The sequence below is a fragment of the Flavobacterium sp. GSB-24 genome (assembly GCF_027924665.1).
In the GTDB taxonomy this organism is placed as follows: Bacteria; Bacteroidota; Bacteroidia; order Flavobacteriales; family Flavobacteriaceae; genus Flavobacterium.
The window spans coordinates 5,012,335-5,032,114 of record NZ_AP027043.1 but is presented as its reverse complement, the minus strand read 5'-3'; the positions used below and the strand labels follow the sequence as shown (position 1 = coordinate 5,032,114).

Annotated in this window: 14 protein-coding genes; 13 read left to right on the top strand and 1 reads right to left on the bottom strand. The window is 34.1% G+C overall.

Translation table 11 applies throughout. From position 1 onward, the window contains the following. Nucleotides 1-5 precede the first annotated feature (5 nt). From QMG60_RS21200 to QMG60_RS21185, 4 genes are all read left to right on the top strand, one after another. Nucleotides 6-1,478 carry an aspartyl protease family protein gene (locus QMG60_RS21200; RefSeq protein WP_281866327.1) on the top strand — a complete coding sequence of 491 codons (1,473 nt, stop codon included), beginning with the start codon at nt 6-8 and terminating at the stop codon, nt 1,476-1,478. Between the two features lie 29 nt (nt 1,479-1,507). Then, complete coding sequence (locus tag QMG60_RS21195; protein ID WP_281866326.1) at nt 1,508-2,890, top strand: TlpA disulfide reductase family protein; 1,383 nt, start codon at nt 1,508-1,510, stop codon at nt 2,888-2,890. Between the two features lie 12 nt (nt 2,891-2,902). After that, nucleotides 2,903-5,719 (top strand): M16 family metallopeptidase, encoded by a 2,817-nt coding sequence (locus QMG60_RS21190; protein ID WP_281866325.1) that lies wholly within the window; start codon nt 2,903-2,905, stop codon nt 5,717-5,719. A 141-nt stretch (nt 5,720-5,860) separates the two neighbouring features. Then, nucleotides 5,861-7,903 (top strand): thioredoxin family protein, encoded by a 2,043-nt coding sequence (locus QMG60_RS21185; RefSeq protein WP_281866324.1) that lies wholly within the window; start codon nt 5,861-5,863, stop codon nt 7,901-7,903. Between the two features lie 330 nt (nt 7,904-8,233). Here the strand turns inward: QMG60_RS21185 and QMG60_RS21180 are convergent, their stop codons facing one another. After that, nucleotides 8,234-8,692, bottom strand: a complete 459-nt coding sequence (locus QMG60_RS21180) for a DUF1810 domain-containing protein (RefSeq protein ID WP_281866323.1) — start codon at nt 8,690-8,692, stop codon at nt 8,234-8,236. Between the two features lie 490 nt (nt 8,693-9,182). Between QMG60_RS21180 and QMG60_RS21175 the strand changes: the two genes are divergently transcribed. From QMG60_RS21175 to QMG60_RS21135, 9 genes are all read left to right on the top strand, one after another. Continuing rightward, a complete protein-coding gene (locus QMG60_RS21175; protein ID WP_281866322.1) occupies nt 9,183-9,542 on the top strand; it encodes a hypothetical protein in 360 nt (119 codons plus the stop codon). Nucleotides 9,543-9,642: 100 nt separating this feature from the next. Next, a complete protein-coding gene (locus QMG60_RS21170; RefSeq protein WP_057116744.1) occupies nt 9,643-11,298 on the top strand; it encodes an ATP-binding cassette domain-containing protein in 1,656 nt (551 codons plus the stop codon). 2 nt (nt 11,299-11,300) lie between these two features. Continuing rightward, nucleotides 11,301-12,653, top strand: coding sequence for a biotin/lipoyl-binding protein (locus tag QMG60_RS21165; RefSeq protein ID WP_281866321.1), 1,353 nt, complete (start codon nt 11,301-11,303; stop codon nt 12,651-12,653). Between the two features lies 1 nt (nt 12,654). Next, entirely contained in the window at nt 12,655-14,052 is a 1,398-nt protein-coding gene (locus tag QMG60_RS21160) for a TolC family protein (protein WP_281866320.1), read from the top strand. A gap of 160 nt (nt 14,053-14,212) precedes the next feature. Further along, on the top strand, nt 14,213-15,331 hold the full coding sequence (nagA, locus tag QMG60_RS21155) for an N-acetylglucosamine-6-phosphate deacetylase (RefSeq protein ID WP_281866319.1): 1,119 nt from the start codon (nt 14,213-14,215) through the stop codon (nt 15,329-15,331). Nucleotides 15,332-15,498: 167 nt separating this feature from the next. Further along, nucleotides 15,499-16,713: a hypothetical protein gene (locus tag QMG60_RS21150; protein WP_281866318.1), complete on the top strand. Its 1,215-nt coding sequence runs from the start codon at nt 15,499-15,501 to the stop codon at nt 16,711-16,713. Next, nucleotides 16,704-17,732 carry a PQQ-binding-like beta-propeller repeat protein gene (locus QMG60_RS21145; RefSeq protein WP_281866317.1) on the top strand — a complete coding sequence of 343 codons (1,029 nt, stop codon included), beginning with the start codon at nt 16,704-16,706 and terminating at the stop codon, nt 17,730-17,732. The genes QMG60_RS21150 and QMG60_RS21145 overlap by 10 nt, the downstream gene beginning before the upstream one ends. A 337-nt stretch (nt 17,733-18,069) precedes the next feature. Next, nucleotides 18,070-19,101 (top strand): methionine ABC transporter ATP-binding protein MetN, encoded by a 1,032-nt coding sequence (gene metN, locus QMG60_RS21140; protein WP_281866316.1) that lies wholly within the window; start codon nt 18,070-18,072, stop codon nt 19,099-19,101. Next, nucleotides 19,094-19,747 carry a methionine ABC transporter permease MetI gene (locus QMG60_RS21135; protein WP_057116737.1) on the top strand — a complete coding sequence of 218 codons (654 nt, stop codon included), beginning with the start codon at nt 19,094-19,096 and terminating at the stop codon, nt 19,745-19,747. Before metN ends, QMG60_RS21135 begins: the two co-directional genes overlap by 8 nt. Nucleotides 19,748-19,780 lie beyond the last annotated feature (33 nt).

The following is a 19,780-nucleotide window of genomic DNA, read 5'->3' as shown; positions in this document are numbered from 1 at the left end:
CCGAAATGAAAAAGATATTCCTGTTTTCAATATTAATTTTTGGCTGTAGCATGTATGCTCAAAACAGCATTCAGAAATCTATTGAAACTTTCGAAAAAGCCTTTCAAAATAAAAGTTATAACGAGATAAAAAATCTTCTGGCACCACAGTTTACTGTTGGTGTAGGAGATTCGTCTTCAAACGAATATTATTTGAATGGTATTTTTAATGCTTTTCCCGCTTTAGATTCTATTCAGATTGGAAAAACGGTTGAGATGAAAAATGAAACCTATGTTTTGGTAGATTTCTATTTTAAAGGAAAAGAAAAGAAACCGTCTCAAATCGTTTTCAATTCAGAAAACAAAATTTTGTATGTGACTTTTTTTGATGGTTTATATAAAGTTGACCGACATGCAACAGTAAAACAAGTGGCAAGTATTCCGTTTCAAATTATCGAAAACGGAATCGCCATTAAAATCAAATTAAACAAAGCCGACCGAGAATTTTTAATGCTTTTTGATACTGGTGCTGACGGAATGGCTTTAAATCCAGACAGTGCTTACAAAGCTGGAGTTGTGGTTACGAAAAGTAAATCGGCATCTGTTGTTGGCGGCAGTCAGCAGGTTCAGTATTCCGCAGATAATACTATTTATTTAGGAGATCAGGTCTTAAAGAATCAAGGATTGGTAATTTTTCCAAAGCACGGCGTTTATGACGGCTTATTTGGTGCCAATCTGCTTCGAAATTATATCACTTCTGTCAATTTTGATACCATGACTATTGATTTGTACAACTTCGGAAATTTTAATTATTGGGGAAAAGCAAAGCCGTTGGTTTTTGATTATAAATCGGGACTTCCGGTAGTAAAAATGAATCTGACTTTTGAAGATAAAAAAACAGTCGAAGGCAGTTTCACTTTTGATACTGGAGCAGGTTATGATCTCATTGCTTACGGACCTTTTAATCATAAAAATAATCTCGAAGCAAGTTTAAAAACCGAGTACACATCTGTCAATTACAGTTTAGGAAAACAAACTAAAATTGTTGGCGGCGCCATTCCGAATATTTCTATTAACGGAAACAATTTTTCAAATGTAACCGTGGCACTTCAAGAGTATGACGAAGCCAATAAAAGCTGGGCTTTCGCCGATGGATCTTTGGGAATTGATTTAATAAAACGTTTCAATTTTACAATCGATTTATTACACAAAACCGTGTATTTAGAACCCAATAAAAATTTCAATAAAACACCTTCTTTTTATTTGAGCGGACTCGATTTAGATTTTGATGAAAAGCAGAATCTTTTGGTAAAAAGAGTTTTAGATCAGCAAAACGAAGATTTAAAGAAAGTAAAAGTTGGAGCAAAAGTTACTCAGATAAACGATTTCGAAGCCAAAGATTTAGTAAAACCAGAAAATCTAAAAAAGCTGAAAGAAACTAAAGAAAGCAAAGATATTATTATAGAACAAGACGAGCAATCGATGCGAATTTCAATTTAATCTATCAATCAAAAAACAAATATACTATTATGAAAAAACACATTTTTTATTTCATTTTAACCTTCATTACGGTTCAAATGAGTTTTGCTGCAAACCTATCTGAATATGCAGTAATTAAAGGAACGATTTCGATTCCAGATAGTAAAGTAAAAGAAGTTACACTTTACAATGTCGAAGAAGGAAAGCCAGTCGTTGCAGCTACCGCAAAAGTTAATTCGCTGGGGGAGTTTGGCTTTATGACACCAGTTTCAGCTGCTGGCTTTTATTATGTCGATTACGGACAATTTAAAAGCAGAAACCAATTAATTCGTTTGTATTTAGAACCTAAATTGGATATCAATCTTGTTATCAATAAAGAAAATTACGTTTTAAGCGGGAAAAATATCGGACAAAATGCCTTGGTTCAAAAAGCCAATGAAATTTACAACGAATTTGCGCCTTTCGCTAGACTTGGAGGAAATGTAACTTATGTGGAGTTTTATCCTTTTATAGATAAAGGTATGGCTAAAGCAGAAGAATTTTCGAATTCAATAAAAACGAAAGATGCTAGCTTTAATAAGTTATTAAAATTAGCCGTTGCAACAGATGTTGAAGAATTGACGTATACTTTTTTCAGAATGCCTAGAACTGCATTTCCAGATAAAGATGATCGTCCTGCGGTAATCAAAACTTGGCAGACCGATAAAAAGTTTACAGATCCAGATTTATTAAAATTGCAAAATGGCGTTTCATTAATGTCACATTATTTCTTTTATGTAACAATGAATTCTGGTTCAGGGCCAAAACGTCTGGATTTAGCAGAAGCAATTACTCACATTACAGATCCAGCTTTAAAAGATGCTTATCTTCGTGATGCAGTTGCAACTTCAAGAATGAAAATTGAAGAATACGAAAAAATTGCACCAAGCATAAAGCCCTTTATGATTTCTGATGCAAGTAAAACATTTTTAGTAGAATATGAAAAAGTATTGCATAAAAACGTTGGTCAAAAAGGATTAGATTTTACGTATAAAGACATTAACGATAAACCAGTTTCGTTTTCAGATTTTAAAGGTAAATTTGTTTACATCGATTTATGGGCAACTTGGTGCGGACCATGTAAGGCCGAGATTCCTCACATGAAAAAAATCGAAGAAGATTATCACGGAAAAAATATTGTTTTTGTAAGCCTTTCATTAGATAAACCAAAAGATGCACAAAAATGGAAAGATTACGTTATTAAAGAACAATTAAAAGGAATTCAGTTAATGGCAGATAAAGATTTTGGTTCAGATGTGGCTAAAAATTACGAGGTAAATGCCATTCCGAGATTCTTATTGTTTGATCCAAAAGGAAACATTATCAATGCAGATGCGTTTCGTCCTTCAAATCCTGAACTAAGAGAACAGCTTGACAAATTATTGAAAAGTTAATAAACCAGCTTTATGAAATACAGCAAAAAAATAGCGATCTTACTGCTCTTCGTTGGATGTTTGTCATTCGCGCAAGCGCAGCATTATAAAGCAAACGATCCAATTGCGGTCAACCAAAAAATAAAAAAAGGAGTGCTGCCAAATGGAATGACGTACTATATTTATCCTACTGAGGTCAATAAAAATACAGCAAGTTATTACATCATTCAAAATGTAGGTTCGATTTTAGAAAACGACCAGCAGAAAGGTTTGGCGCATTTTCTGGAACATATGGCTTTTAACGGAACCAAAAATTTTGAAGGAAAAGGAATCCTGAATACGCTTCAAAAACAAGGTGCTGTTTTCGGCAAAAATATCAATGCGTATACCAGCACAGACGAAACAGTTTACAATTTAGACAATATTCCGTCAAAAGATGGAGGAGTAGTCGATACTTGTTTATTGGTTTTACACGATTGGTCTAATTTTTTATCGCTGACGAATGAAGAAATCGATGCCGAGCGCGGTGTAATTACCGAAGAATGGCGCACGAGACAAAACGCGCGTGCTAGAATTTACAATCAGTTAGCGCCGTATTACTACAACAATTCGCTTTACGCAGACCGCATGCCGATTGGCGATATGGAAATCGTTAAAAACTTTAAATACCAGGTTTTAAAAGATTTTTATAAAGATTGGTACCGTCCGGATTTACAGGCAATCGCAATTGTTGGAGATATTAATGCAGATGAAATTGAGGCAAAAATCAAAAAACTTTTTGCAGATATTCCAACACCCGTAAATCCGAAAAAAAGATTTGAAGTTGCTATTCCAGAAAAAGCAGAACCTACTTTTAAACTGGCTCTAGACAAAGAAATTGCAGCATCGAATATCAATTTTATGATTCGTCATAAAGCTGAGAAAGCAAGTGGAACTTATGCCGATTTAGAAAAATCTACACAGCGAAGCATTGCGTTTGGAATTATAAACAATCGTTTGAGCGAAATGGCTCAAAAACAAGAATGTCCTTTTAAAGGAGCGCAAATTGGATATCAAAAATATTCACGTTTGAACGATGTTTTTGTAGTAAGCATAACGCCAAAACCAGATAAACAAGCCGAAGCTTTAACAGCAGTAATGAACGAATGGGTTCGAGCTTATAAATTTGGTTTTTCAAAAGGAGAAATCGAAAGAGCAGTTACAGAAACGATTTCTAGATATGAGAATTATTTAGACAAACTAAACGAGATTTCGCACAAACAAGTAATCGGAATGGTAAAAGATGATTATTTGAACCATGAAGTTATCGCAGATCCTAAAGCAGAATTTGAAATGACGAAAAGCATTTTGAAGAATATTGATACTAAAACGCTTCAGGACGAAATCACTAAATTATACACAAAAGAAAATCGTGTTGTAACAGTAACCGGTGTAGAAGGGGAGAGAAATTTAGCACAAGAAAAAGCTTTTGATATTATTGAGAAAGCTGAAAATGACACTTCGCTACAGGCGTATGTAGATACTTTTGAAGGAAAAACACTTTTAGGAAATCTCAAAATTAATCCAGGAAAAATTGTTTCTGAGAAAAAAGAAACTGCAATCGATGCCACAACTTTTGTACTAAGCAACGGCGTAAAAGTGCATTATAAGTTTGCAGATAAAAACAAAAAACAGATAAACCTGCAAGCAGAAAGTTTGGGCGGTATATCCATGTATAAATCTGAAGACATGCCTTCAGCATATCGTTCTACAAGTCTGGCAATGATGTCTGGCGTTGGTGAACTTTCTAATGTTGATTTAGAAAAGGTTTTAAAAGGAAAAATTGCAAATTCATCTGTAAGTTTAAATTCTGTAAAGGAAACAGTTTCGGGTTCTGCAAATGTTAAAGATATCGAAACGATGATGCAGCTAGTGCATCTGCGTTTTGTACAGCCAAGATTTGATACTAAAATGTACGAACTTTTAAAGCAGAGACTTCAAAACTCTTTAAAAAATAGAGAAAACGACATTAATGCTAAGATGCAGGATAGTCTGTCTAACATTGTTTACGGAAAAAATAACCCTAAAATTCGTCCATTAGATCAAAAATATATCGATGATTTATCTTTTGATAAAATGAAAGCGATTTATACGGATCGCTTTGCAGATGTTTCAAATTTTGATTTTTTTATTGTTGGGGATGTTACAGCAGAAGTTTTAAAACCATTACTAGAAAAATACATCGCAAGTATAAATGGGATTAAACGAAAGGAAAAATTTAATACCGAGATTCCAAAATGGACGTCGAATAAAATTGATAGAGATGTTTTCATAAAAATGGAAACTGCAAAAAGTTCTGTTCGAATCACATTTGTAAAGGACTATGCTTATAATCAGCGAAACAAAATTTTAGCTTCTTTCTTAGGAGATATATTGACTTTGCGTTATACAGAAAGTCTTCGTGAAAAAGAAGGTGGAACTTATGGCGCAGGTGTGGATTCAGGAATTGACAAATTACCAATTTCAAAAGCTAGTCTAGAAATTAACTTTGACTGCGATGCTAATAAAGTAGAGCATTTACTTCCAATTGTTTATCAAGAAATTGATAAAATTAAAAAAGGAGATATTGTAGCTGAGGATTTAGAAAAAACAAAAACAAACTATTTAAAGGAGAAAGAAGACAGCAAAAATTTTAATATGTATAGCAGTTATTTGCTTTACAGTTATTTTATAGATGGCAAGAATATGAATGATCCTAATAATTACGAAAATATTATAAAAGGTATTACAGCAAAAGATATTCAGGACTTTGCGAATTCGTTTTTATACAAAGCCGATTCATATGAAATCGTTTTCAAACCACTACAATAATCTGAAGAGTTTTTATTACTAGAGTTTAATTTGTATTTCCCTATCAATCAATTATTTTGAATTAGTAAGCAATTTAGTTTGAATAGCGGATTTAATAGAGGGTTGTTTTGCTATTCAACCCTCTTTCTAAAGTTTTTACCCATGAAAAAGAATATTTTTTTACTGGGCTTTTTCCTGCTGTTTTCCATATTAGTAAAAGCTCAGATATATAACCCAATAAAATGGAAAACCAGTATTGCGAAAATTTCTGATACTGAATATGAATTGCAGGCAAAAGCCATTATAGAATCGGGCTGGCATTTATACAGTCAGGAAGTTGCAGACGGAGGTCCGCTGCCTACAACTTTTAGTTTTAGCAAAACTTCAGATTTTCAATTAGTTGATAATGTAAAAGAAGAAAAAGGAAAAAATATTAATGATCCTGTTTTTAAAATGCAGATCAAGTTTTTTGAAAAAGAAGCCGCTTTTACACAACGCATTAAAATACTTTCGTCCAAACCTTTCAAAATCAAAGCTCAAGTGGAGTTTATGGTTTGTAATGATGAAAATTGTCTGCCGCCAAGTTCTGATGAATTAGAATTTAATATTAGTCCTTCCGCGAAAGCGAAAACTTTAATAGAAACAACCGTAAAAGAAAATAATAAACCAATTGTTGTTGATTCTTCGGTTTTAGAATTAAAAGAAAAAGCATCAATAGTTTCAAAAGAAATAGTTGAAACGCCAAAAGCAGCAGTAAAAAAAATCCAGCCCAAAACAGCATCAAGAAGCTTGTGGACTATTTTTCTTTTATCATTTTTCTCTGGATTTGCTGCATTGCTGACGCCTTGCGTTTTCCCGATGATCCCAATGACGGTCAGTTTTTTTACCAAACAAAGCAAAACCAAATCGCAGGGAATTAGAAAAGCCATTTTTTACGGAATTTCGATTATTGCCATTTATATTTTTCTAGGTGCCGTTGTAACTTGGGTTTTCGGAGCAGATTCATTAAATGCGCTTTCCACAAATGTCTGGTTCAATCTGATCTTTTTTGTGCTGTTAATGGTATTTGCCTTTTCATTTTTGGGTGCATTCGAAATTATGCTGCCGAATTCATGGGCAAATAAAGTTGATACGCAAGCAGACAAAGGCGGAATCGTGGGGATATTATTTATGGCTTTGGCCTTGGCAATTGTTTCCTTTTCGTGTACTGGACCAATTGTTGGAACGTTATTGGTGGAAGCCGCTTCACGCGGAGGAATTGCACCTTTTGTGGGAATGTTTGGTTTTTCTTTGGCTTTGGCTTTACCCTTTACACTATTTGCTGCTTTTCCCGGCTGGCTGAATTCACTTCCAAAATCTGGTGGATGGTTAAATTCGGTAAAAGTGTTTTTGGGATTTTTAGAAATGGCTCTAGCGTTCAAATTTTTATCAAACGCCGATTTGGTTCTGCAGTTGCATTGGCTGGAAAGAGAAGCTTTTTTAGCCATTTGGATTGCCATTTTTGGAACGCTGGCTTTTTATTTATTCGGAAAAATTCAGTTACCGCATGATACGCCGAGTTCAAATATCAGCGTTGGAAGACTTGGACTTGGTGTTGTAGTCCTGGCTTTTACCATTTATTTAATTCCCGGAATTTGGGGTGCTCCGCTAAAAATGATCAGCGGTTTTCCGCCGCCAATGCATTACAGCGAAATTCCAAATGGATTGAATAATTCAAGTTCGTCGCAAATAGTACAGAATCTTCCAGAAGGAGCAGAGCTTGGCCCCCATAACATTATGGCCTTTACCGATTACGATTTAGGAATGCAGTACGCCAAAAAAATAGGAAAACCAGTTATGATCGACTTTACCGGCCACGCCTGCGTAAACTGCCGAAAAATGGAAGACAATGTCTGGTCTGACGAAAAAGTACAGAAAATTCTAAAAGGCGATGTGGTCTTGATTTCGCTATATGTTGACGACAAGAGAGAATTGACGCAAAACGAGCAGATTACCTCTAAGCTGACAGGGAAAAAGTTAAAATATATTGGTCAAAAATGGAGTGAATTTCAAACAATAACTTACAAAACCAATGCACAGCCTTTTTATGTTTTGGTAAATCATAACGGAGAAAAGCTCAATGAAACTTCAGCCTACAATCCAAATATTGAAGAATATTTAAACTGGCTGCAAAAAGGCGTTTCTAATTTTGAGAAAAGTTCATAAAGAGATTTTTATCTTTAATTTGTAATTATATTGTTGATGAAAGAGACTATCTAAAAGTGATAGTCTTTTTTTTATATTTTTTGTTCCGTAGGAACATTTCATCGGTAGAAAATTATTGTTAGCATATTCATCGTTCCATAAGAACGTTTCATTTTGACATTGTTTTTTAACAATTTACCAATTTCAAACGTCCTACGGACGTGAATATGACGGGTCATTATTTTGTCTACCAATGAAACATTCCTACGGAATGATGTTAGCTATATAAACGTAAAAAAGCGGTTATCTCAATTTTGAGATAACCGCTTTTTTTAGAATCCTAAGAGAGTATTAAAAAAGAACAGCTTCTGGCTGTTTAACGGCTTTTTTAGTAAAGTTTAAAGTCATTTGATCTAAATGTCCGTAGAAAAAAGTATCCAGAACTTCTTGAAAAACAGGATCTGCATTTTCTACCTGAACAAATAAACTCATTGACGAATGTAGTTTTCTTGCACCAAGTTCTCCCAAAATACCTTCTGCTGACTTTTTCTTTAAAGTCAAAAGCAATTTTGAGATTTCAATTAAATGTTTTGCTAAAATCGGATGATTTAAAAATTCAGTTGCTTCTTTAAGATCTGCAACCGCATAATAATCAGAGAGCGCGCTTTTTCCCAATCCTTTTATCTGCGGAAAAATAAACCACATCCAGTGTGTTTCTTTTTTTCCTTTTTTAATCTCAGAAAGAGCAGTCAGATAAAGTTTATTTTGTGCATCTAAAAATCGGGTCAAATCATTTTTTGCGTAGATCATCTCTTGATTATATATTAAATGGTTTATAAATCGGGTTTGTTTAATCGGTAACACTTGTTTAATCTTTTATTATATTTTATCGAAATTTTCGATTATCAAAAGTAGAATTCCTATCTATTTGGGAGTTATAGAATTATAGCGTGGTGTTATATAATTTCGATAATCTTTAAGTGTAGGAATGTCCTGTTAATTTATTTTTAAAGTTTTAAAAAGAGCTAAATTCTAATGTTATTTTAATGTTCTGCAAAAAAAATGGCGCTAAATTGCGCGCTCCTAAAAATTAGGATGACTGCTCTAAATCACTGAGGTTTTGAACAAAATCGAATGTGGTTTTTAGACTGAAAAGTAAATTTAGAGGCAAAAAAGACTTAGGAAATATTAAACTGTTTTGTGGTTAAAGTCTTTCAGGGATTTTATTGGTGATGTAACTTTTATTTTTTAGAAAATGTTGAATAAAATTAAAAATAGCTTTTTTTGCAAATGCCTTCAGGTGTTACTAGTCGGTTATTTTTTAATCAGCAGTTTAAATATCTCCAATAGTTTTGGCAGAATTATAAGCGACAATGCCGAAACTTATACTGTAAAAGGTATTGCATGTAACTTTTTAAAGAAAGTTTTTAAGTGTGACGGAATTCCAGAAGAGTTGGATGATTACGAAACAAAAGACACGAAAACAGCGAAATTAGCCAAAGGAATTCCAGCAATGGAATATTTGATTTCGATAGAATCATCAATGCCTAATTTTTATTTTCACATAGAAACCAAAGGAAAAAACTACATCAATAATCCAATGTTTTCGTTTGGATTTCATGGTAAGATACATTTACCGCCTCCTCGAGTGAACTCATAAATACTTGTTTTTTAGGGATTGGAAGAAAAATCTTGATCTCGAATACGGTTTTTGCCGTATATTTATTCTATGTAATAATCTCGTATTTATACTTACATTCATGACACCATTAAAACGTTTTTATACCTTATTGCAGCTCGATAAGCGCGATGTATATCAAATTATCTTCTATGCTGCTTTTGGAGGGTTAGTAAACCTTTCACTGCCTTTGGGAATCCAGGCTATTATTAATTTTATTCAAAGCGGACAACTCAGCGTTTCTTGGATTGTTCTCGTAGTTTTAGTTACAATTGGAGTTGGTTTTGGTGGTGTTTTAACAATCTTACAGCTTCGTATAGTCGAAAACCTGCAACAGCGAATTTTCGTTCGTTCTTCATTTGAATTTGCATACAGAATGCCTTTAATTAAATTTAAAGAAATGTATTCTGAATATGCGCCCGAAAAAGCCAATCGTTTTTTTGATACCTTAACGGTGCAGAAAGGAACGGCAAAATTACTGCTTGATTTCTGTACAGCATTTCTTCAAGTGGGTCTGGGTATTATTTTACTGGTTCTTTACCATTCTTTCTTTATGGTTATCGGACTTCTTTTCATTGTTATTTTATACGTCATTTTTAAATTTTCATACAAAGATGGTCTGGAAACCAGTTTGAACGAGTCGAAGTTTAAATATAAAGTAGCAGCATGGCTTCAGGAAATTGCCCGCAATCGAGAAAGTTTCCGCAGAAAAGGTGCTTTTGAATACGCTTTAGACAGAAATGACGGCTATGTGAGTCAATATGTTAACTACCGTGAAAAACACTTTCAGGTAATGAAAAAACAATATATACAGCTGACTATTTTTAAAGTAATTGTTACCGCTGCCTTATTGTCGATCGGTGGTTTTCTGGTAATTCACCACCAAATGAACATAGGGCAGTTCGTAGCAGCTGAAATTGTAATTGTATTGTTGATTAACTCAGTTGAGAAAATTATTTTCGGATTAGAATCTTTCTATGATGTTTTGACTTCCCTTGAAAAAATTGGACAGATTACGGATATGGAAATTTCATGCATTCCGCAGACTTCTGATAAAACAGAAAAAGGAATTAATATAGAAACCGAAAGCATCAGTTATAATTATCCAGAACATACCAAAAAATCGCTTAAGAATATTAATTTAAAAATCTCTCAGGGCGAAAAAATTATTCTAACCGGAACAAACGGAGCTGGAAAAAGTACCTTGTTAAGACTTCTCTCCGGAGTTTTGGAGCCAGAAAGCGGTGCCATGTATGTTACCGATAATTATATGAACCGTCTTAACGAAGACACTTACAGAGCTCAGGCAGGAACTTTTTTGCAGGGTGATACACTTTTTGCAGGTACAATACGCGAGAATATTGTTTTCGGAAACGAAACATTAAACAGTGATGATTTAAAATGGGCTTTAGATAATGTTGGTTTGACACCGTATATTAAAACTTTTGAGAACGGACTCGAGAATCAAATTCATCCAGGCGGGCGCGAACTTTCTGCTTCAGATGTTCAAAAGATTCTTTTGGCCAGAAGTATTGTCGGGAAACCGAATATTTTATTCTTAGAAGATCCAGTTGATAAAATGGACGAATTAACTTCGAACAAAATTGTTGATTTTTTACTTTCTGATGAAAACGACTGGACTGTAATTGTAACTTCTAAAAGTGACATTTGGAAAAGCAAGTGCAGCCGTATGATCACGATTGATGACGGAAAAATTATTAACGACATAAAGCTTTAATCATGCTCAATATATCTAAAGATAATAACGTACTTATAACGCCGGGCAAATACAAATCGATTACAAGCGTTGCCCGCAGGCCACATTATAAAATTTTAAATAAAGTCATAATCGGATTCTTGATTTTTCTTATCTGCTGTCTTTTTCTGCCTTGGACACAGAATATATCTGGAAGCGGTTCTGTAACGACTTTAAAACCAGATCAAAGACCGCAGACCGTGCATAATGCTATTGCTGGACGTATTGAAAAATGGTTTGTGAAAGAAGGAGATTATGTAAAAAAAGGAGATACTATTCTTTTTATTTCAGAGATTAAAGAAGATTACCTAGATCCAAATTTGGTTGCAAATACCAAAGAACAAGTTGATGCCAAAAAAATGGCTGCAGAATCGTATAGTGATAAAGTAGGTTCTCTTGATGTTCAGGCACAGTCGCTTACAACAGAAAGACAATTGAAATTGCAGCAGGCGCAGAATAAAATTCGTCAGGCACAGTTGAAAATAAAAAGTGACAGTATGGATCTTGTTGCGGTAAGAACACAATTGCGAATTGCAAAAACACAATTTGATCGTTCTACAGCATTAAACAAAGAAGGTTTAAAACCAATGACAGATGTTGAGCAGAAAAGATTAAAACTGCAAGAGTCTGAAACTTATATTATTACACAGGAAAATAAACTTTTGAGCAGCAGAAACGAACTGATAAACGCCAAAGTTGAAATCAATAGAATTACGGCCGAATATGCTGAAAAAATATCAAAATCAAGAAGTGATAAATTTACAGCATTAAGTACACAGTACGACACAGAAGCTCAGGTAAATAAGCTGGAAAATCAATACACCAATTATAAATTGAGAAACGGTTTATATTACATTACAGCTCCTCAGAGCGGTTATGTCAATCGTGCTTTGCTGGCTGGTCTTGGAGAAACTATTAAAGAAGGAACTCCAGTTGTAAGCATTATGCCGTCTAAATATGATATTGCTGTAGAAACTTACGTAGATCCTATCGATTTACCGCTTGTTCACCGCGGTGCAAAAGTTCGTGTCTGGTTTGACGGATGGCCTAGAATCGTATTTTCTGGATGGCCAGGATTATCATACGGAACTTATGGAGGTAAAGTCGTTGCGATAGAAAACTTTATTAGTCCAAATGGGAAATATAGAATTTTGGTTTCGCCAGATGGAGAAGATCGTCACTGGCCAAAAGAATTAAGTATTGGTGCCGGAGCACAAAGTATTGCTTTGCTCGAAACGGTTTCTGTAGGGTATGAAATTTGGCGAAACTTGAATGGTTTCCCGCCAAACTATTATAATTCTGGTGATAAAGAAGAAAAAGGAAAGGAGAAAAAATAAAATGAGAAATCTTGTAAAATTGCTTTCTTTCTTATTTCTGCTGAGTTTTTCTTCGCTTCAAAGTCAAAGCTTTAATGAAGAAGAATTGAGTTTCAGCGAGTTTTTGGGATATGTCAAAAAATACCATCCGCTCGTCAAACAAGCCAATCTTGAAGTAACCAATGCGCAGGCTAGATTAATGGCGGCGCGTGGGGGCTTTGATCCAAAAATTGAAGTAGATTACAATAAGAAAGAATTTAAAGGAACCGAATATTATTCCATATTAAACAGCAGTTTCAAAATTCCGACTTGGTACGGAATTGAAGTAAAAGCTGGTTTTGATGATACAGACGGACAATATTACAATCCGCAGAATCGTACACCAGAAGCGGGTTTAACATCGCTCGGAATCAGCGTGGCTTTAGGGCAGGGAATGTTTATCAATCAGCGAATGGCTGATGTGAGAGAAGGAAAACTTCAGGTAAAATTAAGTGATGCCGAAAGAAAACTAAAAGCTATCGCCGTTTTGTACAAAGCGAGTGAAGCTTATTTCGATTGGAGAAGAAGTTACAATGAAGCCGAATTGTATAAAAATTACTTAGGCTTTGCAAGTACGCGTTTTTCTGGTGTTAAAAAATTAATTGAATCTGGAGATTCGCCTGCAATTGACAGCGTTGAAGCTCGAATTACTGTGCGAAACAGAGAATTGAATGTTGAAAATGCAAATCTGAAACTAGCTAAAGCAAGACTTAATCTGGCTAATTATTTGTGGATTGAAAATGTCCCGGTTGAATTAGGAGATTTTGTAAAACCAGAGCAGAATTTAGGTCAGACGATTGAAGAAACTTTAAGAACAGATGCCATGATGGTCGATGTTGAATCGCTGGATTCGCATCCGAAAATACAATCTTTAGAAACTAAAATGTCTATTTTGGAAGTGAACAGGCAGTTAAAGGCAAATTCACTGCTTCCTAAAGTAAATGTTGGTTACAATTATATTTCAGAACCTCAATACTGGAATACTTTTAATGCCGATGATTATAAATTTAATATCGATTTTAGTTTTCCTATTTTCTTAAGAAAAGAAAGAGGGAATTTAAAAATGGCTAAAATTAAAATTCAGGATCTGCAGTTCGACATTGGGCAGCAGCGATTGGAACTTAAAAATAAAATAAAAGCACAGCAGACAGAAATCGCTTCTTTAAGAAGACAGAAAACTGTAATTGATAATCTTGTTAACGATTATATGACAATGCTGAATTCAGAAGAGAAACTGTTTTCATTTGGAGAAAGTTCCATTTTCTTAATTAATTCTAGAGAAAATAATCTAGTAAGTGCCAAATTATCTCAAATTAGTTTAGAAAATCAGTTTTATCTTTCTAATGCCGAGTTGTACAAAATATTGGCAAATCCAGATTAAAACAAATCAAATATGCAGTTTGCAATGACTGTAGTATATTAATTTTCAGAATTTAAATTCAAAAAAGCTTCAGATTTTTTCTGAAGCTTTTTTATTTAGAGAAATAATACGACCTTTCTCTTTTCATTTCTGAATTAAAATTAAAAGAAATAAATTAAACATGAAACAAGCAATTGTAAACGCTGTTGTGCATACTGGTGAAGAAATAATTGAAAATGGTGTCGTTATTATAGAAAACGGAATTATTATTTCGGTGCAAAGTGAAATTCCAAGTGATATTGAAAAAATTGATTTAGGCGGCAATCATCTCGCAGCTGGTTTTATAGATATTCAAATCAATGGCGGTGAAAAGTATTATTTCAGCCAGACTCCCAACGAAGAAACCATTCAGGATATTTACGATTCGAGCTTGAAATACGGCACAACACATGTTTTACCGTGTTTGATTTCTTCTTCAAACGAAACAATCTTAAAAGGAATTGAAGCAGTTCGCGATTACATAAAAAAGCATCATAATGGTGTTATCGGAATGCATTTAGAAGGGCCATTTTTAAATCCCTTAAGACGCGGCGCCCACAGTATCGATCATGTGCGAAAACCAACAAATGAAGAACTTAGGGAAATTATCGAAAAAGGAAAAGATGTAATAAAAGTAATTACAATTGCTCCAGAATGTTTTACAGAAGAACAGTTAAATATGCTGATCGAAAGCGGTATCACAATCTCAATAGGACATTCGACCATAACCCATAAAGAAGCGCAACCTTATTTTGCTAAAGGAATAAATCTTGTAACGCATTTATTTAATGCCATGACACAATTTGGGCATCGCGAACCAGGTTTAGTTGGAGCTGTTTTTGAAAATGAAGAAGTTTATGCTCCCGTTATTCTGGACGGCGTACATTGTGATTATGCGGCGGCCAAAGTGGCTTATAAACTAAAAAAAGATAAATTCTTTCTAATCAGCGACGCAACGTTTTTAGGCCGAAAAGTATCCAATTTTAAATGGGACAATTTTGATGCTCATTTAGAAAATGGTTTTTACAGAAATGAAGATGGCAATCTGGCAGGAGCTTCAATATCAGTGGCAGAAGCAGTACAAAATGCCTATAATCATCTTGAAGTTTCTGCAGATGAAGCAGTAAAAATGGCGGCTTCAAGAGTTGCAGCAGCAATTGGTCTGCAAGATAAAATCGGAAAAATTAAAGCTGGATTTCCTGCATCTTTTGTAAAATTCAATGCTGATTTATCTACAATCGAAACTTTAGATTTAACGTAAAATACATTTTTTTAAATCTTAAAATATAACTTTTAAGTACTGTAGTGACTGGATAATTTTACTTTTAGTACAATTTAATTTCATACTTTTCTTTCAATCTGTTTGTTTTTAAAAAGCATATTGATAGTTTTGTGTGCATATTTAACCCCCAAACCTACTTACTTAAAATGAGAAAAAAAACTCACTACATTGTACTTGCGTTACTTTCAAGTATAATTTTTGGCTGCAGTGACGATGGAGATTCGTACAAACCAAATTACCTTCCGAGCATTGATGCTACAGCTTTACCCGCAGAAAATCATCCGATGACCATGTTTGCTGATGACGAAGATCCAGCAAGAATGTACGATAAAACAGATCGATGGTTTAGAGTAAATGAGCCGCTGCAGGTGATTCAAAAAGGAAAAGATTCTGTACAGATTTCGCTTTATTCGCCTGTTGGACTTAACGATGTGAAAATTTATGCAAAACTGCCGAATTACGATAAGCGATTTTTGATTTACAGCTTTTCAAAAATTCCTGCTTTTCACCGCTCGTTTCATAAAATACCTTTAACAGATCAGAAAAATGATTATTTGTTAGAAACAGGAAATACGGTAACAATTGACAAAATCGAAGGATTCTCTTCTGGTGCAATTGAATTCTCTGTTGAATCTGAGGATCCATTATTTCAAAAAATCAAAAAGATCAAATCCAATCATTTAGTGCAGTTTAATGATTCGTATCATATTAACGATTTAGGTAAATACCTTCCAATGAATCCGGCTTTGGCAAAAGAAGCAATAACAATGATTATCAATTATTCTTACGCCTTAAGCCATCCGTTATATTACAGCACTTTTACCAATTTTGATAAATACAAGCAAGAGCAGGCTACTTTGGCGGGAACTGCTGTAAATGGGGCATTGAATTGGCACGGAAATGCTGAAGATGTAGACGGAGTTTACGATTATATTTCAAAAGAAGAAATTGAAAAAATATATTGGAATTATCTAGATAAAAGGACGCTTTGGATGGCAATGGTTGGAGGTGATTCTGCCTGGGGTGGAGGAAATCTGGCATCACAGTGGGAATCTGGATACGTTACCGGACATTGGTTAGGAGAAATGTCAGTTTGGTCGCATGAGTATTCGCATCATATTGGTTTCAGCCACAGCAGTAATTTAGCTAATAGCGGCGAAGGCGGAGGACAGCAGGAAATGCTGACTCATTTTTATAAATATTTGATTTATTTAAATGATCTTCCTTTTACAGATCCAGAGGTTTTACAAACTTATACAAAGACAAAATACCTTAACGGAACGTACAAAAAACCAGTATTTACCATTAATCCAAAGAATCCATTTTTGCTGAAATATAAAGGTGAAGGAAAATGGAATTAAAATATAAAATAGACATGAAACATATTTTGCCCTTAATTCTTGTACTTTGCTTTTTTACCAATTGCAGCAAAGACGATATTGAATCTAAAAATTACGATTACTATTATCCAACAGAACAAGCGACTCTAACCGCAGAAAATATTCCTGGAAGCACAGAAGCATTTGATCCTAAAGGAATAGCCGTTTCAAAAGATAAATTATACGTTGTTAATGGAAACGTTTTGGAAGTTTTTGATGCTCTTACTTTTACTCATATCAAAACCATTAAGGAATATGTAAAAGGAACAACTACAATTCCGCTAACGAGTTTGACTTCTGTTGCAGTTGACAATGGCCGTATTTATGTTGGAAGCACCGAATCCAGATTATTTGTTTTTGATGAGACCACAAATGCGGGAATCAGTACTGTTGGAAACGGACAATGGTGGAAGACTTTTGTACACGTTTTTGGCGTAGTTGTAAAAGACGGATTGGTATTCGTAAAAGAAAAAGAAAAGTCTATAAAAGTATTTGAAACCTCTCAGATTACAGAAACAAGCGATTGGGATTTACAGCCTCTCGCAAAATTAAACACATTAAATGGTTATACAGAAGTATATTCAATGGATGTATATGGCGGTAATCTTGTGGTAGCAGGAAGAGATGCAAGAAGCTATTTGTATTATAATATTGCCAATATTAAAGCAAATGCTGCGGCATCTTTAACAACTCCAATCGAGCCTCAGAAAACACAATTTGTAGATATAAAACCAATTGCTGTTTCTTTCAGCAAAGATTGGGCAGTGACTTCAGAAAATGTTGGAAGTGCTTCTTATTTAAGATTGTACCCAAAAGAAGATTTTATCAAACAAAATTATAAAGCAGTTGTAAACGCTTCAGATATTTTGGGACAGAATTCATTTGGAACTATTGTTGGAACGGCACAGCTTAATGATTTTATTTTTTTATCGGACAATACCAATAAGAAAATCAGAATTATAAAATTGAATAAATCTACTATTGCAGAACAGAATAATTAGGATTTAAATTCCAAAATAAAAAAAAAACAAATTCCAAATTCCATAATCAATTGGAGTTTGGAATTTTTTATTTGAAATCAAAAAGTCTATTAGATTGATAGGTTAATAAAAGTTTTAAGGATTTATAGCTAAAAATTAGAAATAACTATTTAAATTTGCACTCGCTATGAAGAAATATAACCAGAAAATGAATAATTATTATCATTGCAGCATGATGTGCTGTGCTGTTGTAATGGTATTTATTGATCTGGCTTAATATATAAAATGATAAAATTTATTTCCAAAAGCCTTTCATAACTATTTGAAAGGCTTTTTGATTTTAAAATGTAATTAAAGAATGATTGAATTAAAAAATGTAACCAAAACATTTCATCAGAAAGACAGAATTGTGGCTGCTTTATCTGATGTCTCGCTTAGAGTTCCTCCAGGGAAGATTTTTGGTGTAATTGGAACTTCTGGTGCTGGAAAAAGTACTTTAATTCGCTGTGTGAATTTATTGGAGAGACCAACTTCAGGAGAAATTATTGTGGACGGCAAAGCGCTTATGCAGTTATCAAATTCGGAATTGGCGATTGAAAGAAGACAAATCGGAATGATTTTTCAGCATTTTAATCTGCTTTCGTCACGAACTGTTTTTGAAAATGTTGCTTTTCCACTGGAATTAGCAGGAACTTCAAAAACAGAAATTAAAACGCGTGTTTTAGAACTGCTTCAATTAGTTGGTTTAGCAGAAAAAGCAAATGATTATCCTGCAAGTCTTTCGGGAGGCCAGAAACAAAGAGTTGCAATTGCAAGAACTTTAGCCAATAATCCAAAAGTGCTTTTGTGTGATGAAGCTACAAGCGCGCTGGATCCTGCTACTACAAGATCTATTTTAAATTTATTGAAAGACATTAACAAACGTCTGAATATTACTGTTTTATTGATAACGCACCAAATGGAAGTTGTAAAATCTATTTGTGATGAAGTGGCGGTAATCAGTCACGGAAAACTAATAGAGCAGGGAAGTGTAGGCGAAATCTTTGCCGATCCAAAACATGAATTGACTAGAGAGTTTATTTCATCTTCTTTACATATTGATATTCCATCCGTTTATCAGGAAAAATTAAAACAAGAAGATGACGGAACTTTGAATCCGTTATTGAAATTAGAAATGACTGGAAAATCGGTAAACGAGCCTGTAATTTCTGAAGTTTCAAGACTTTTTGATACTGACTTTAAAATTGTCAGTGCACAAATGGATCAGGCAGGCGATGTAAATTTTGGTGTAATGCTGATTGAATTATCAGGAAAGCGTGAAAATTATAGTGCCGCGATTCAATATTTTAATTCAAAACATATTAAAACAGAAATTATAGGTTATGTCTGATTCCATTATAGAATTATTGTTAAAAGGAACATGGGAAACCATTGTTATGACTTTTGTATCGGGATTTTTCGGTTTTTTACTGGGACTTCCAACGGGAATTTTATTATTCCTTACGCGTAAAAATCAAATTTTAGAACAGCCGGCTTTAAATAGAACATTATCTGTTTTAGTAAATATTTTTCGTTCGATTCCATTTATTATTTTAATCGTTTGGATGATTCCGTTTACACGCGCCCTTGTAGGAACTTCAATTGGTGTCAGTGCGGCATTAGTACCGTTAAGTATAGGAGCGGCTCCATTTATCGCCAGATTAGTCGAAAACAGTTTGTTAAGTCTTCCTTCAGGATTAATTGAAGCGGCAAGAGCTTTAGGAGCAACTCCACTTCAAATCGTTTACAAAGTATTACTTCCAGAGGCTTTACCTTCATTAATAAACGCTGCATCGATTACGTTAATCACGCTTGTAGGTTATTCTGCAATGGGCGGCGCTGTTGGTGCGGGCGGACTTGGACAAGTGGGCTATCAGTACGGATATATTGGTTATGATGCTGTTACGATGAATTCAGTTCTGGCATTATTGGTAATTTTAGTATTCCTGATTCAGTTTGCGGGAGACAGATTATCAAAGCGATTTGATCACAGATAATTATCAATTAAAAAATTAGAATTAAAAATTTAA

What these genes read in the sequence shown, in the direction of transcription:
- nagA (WP_281866319.1), top strand. Translation starts at nt 14,213, where the DNA reads ATGAAACAAGCAATTGTAAACGCTGTTGTGCATACTGGTGAAGAAATA.
- QMG60_RS21185 (WP_281866324.1), top strand. Translation starts at nt 5,861, where the DNA reads ATGAAAAAGAATATTTTTTTACTGGGCTTTTTCCTGCTGTTTTCCATA.
- QMG60_RS21200 (WP_281866327.1), top strand. Translation starts at nt 6, where the DNA reads ATGAAAAAGATATTCCTGTTTTCAATATTAATTTTTGGCTGTAGCATG.
- metN (WP_281866316.1), top strand. Translation starts at nt 18,070, where the DNA reads ATGATTGAATTAAAAAATGTAACCAAAACATTTCATCAGAAAGACAGA.
- QMG60_RS21145 (WP_281866317.1), top strand. Translation starts at nt 16,704, where the DNA reads ATGGAATTAAAATATAAAATAGACATGAAACATATTTTGCCCTTAATT.
- QMG60_RS21195 (WP_281866326.1), top strand. Translation starts at nt 1,508, where the DNA reads ATGAAAAAACACATTTTTTATTTCATTTTAACCTTCATTACGGTTCAA.
- QMG60_RS21150 (WP_281866318.1), top strand. Translation starts at nt 15,499, where the DNA reads ATGAGAAAAAAAACTCACTACATTGTACTTGCGTTACTTTCAAGTATA.
- QMG60_RS21170 (WP_057116744.1), top strand. Translation starts at nt 9,643, where the DNA reads ATGACACCATTAAAACGTTTTTATACCTTATTGCAGCTCGATAAGCGC.
- QMG60_RS21160 (WP_281866320.1), top strand. Translation starts at nt 12,655, where the DNA reads ATGAGAAATCTTGTAAAATTGCTTTCTTTCTTATTTCTGCTGAGTTTT.
- QMG60_RS21135 (WP_057116737.1), top strand. Translation starts at nt 19,094, where the DNA reads ATGTCTGATTCCATTATAGAATTATTGTTAAAAGGAACATGGGAAACC.
- QMG60_RS21165 (WP_281866321.1), top strand. Translation starts at nt 11,301, where the DNA reads ATGCTCAATATATCTAAAGATAATAACGTACTTATAACGCCGGGCAAA.
- QMG60_RS21190 (WP_281866325.1), top strand. Translation starts at nt 2,903, where the DNA reads ATGAAATACAGCAAAAAAATAGCGATCTTACTGCTCTTCGTTGGATGT.
- QMG60_RS21180 (WP_281866323.1), bottom strand. Translation starts at nt 8,692, where the DNA reads ATGATCTACGCAAAAAATGATTTGACCCGATTTTTAGATGCACAAAAT.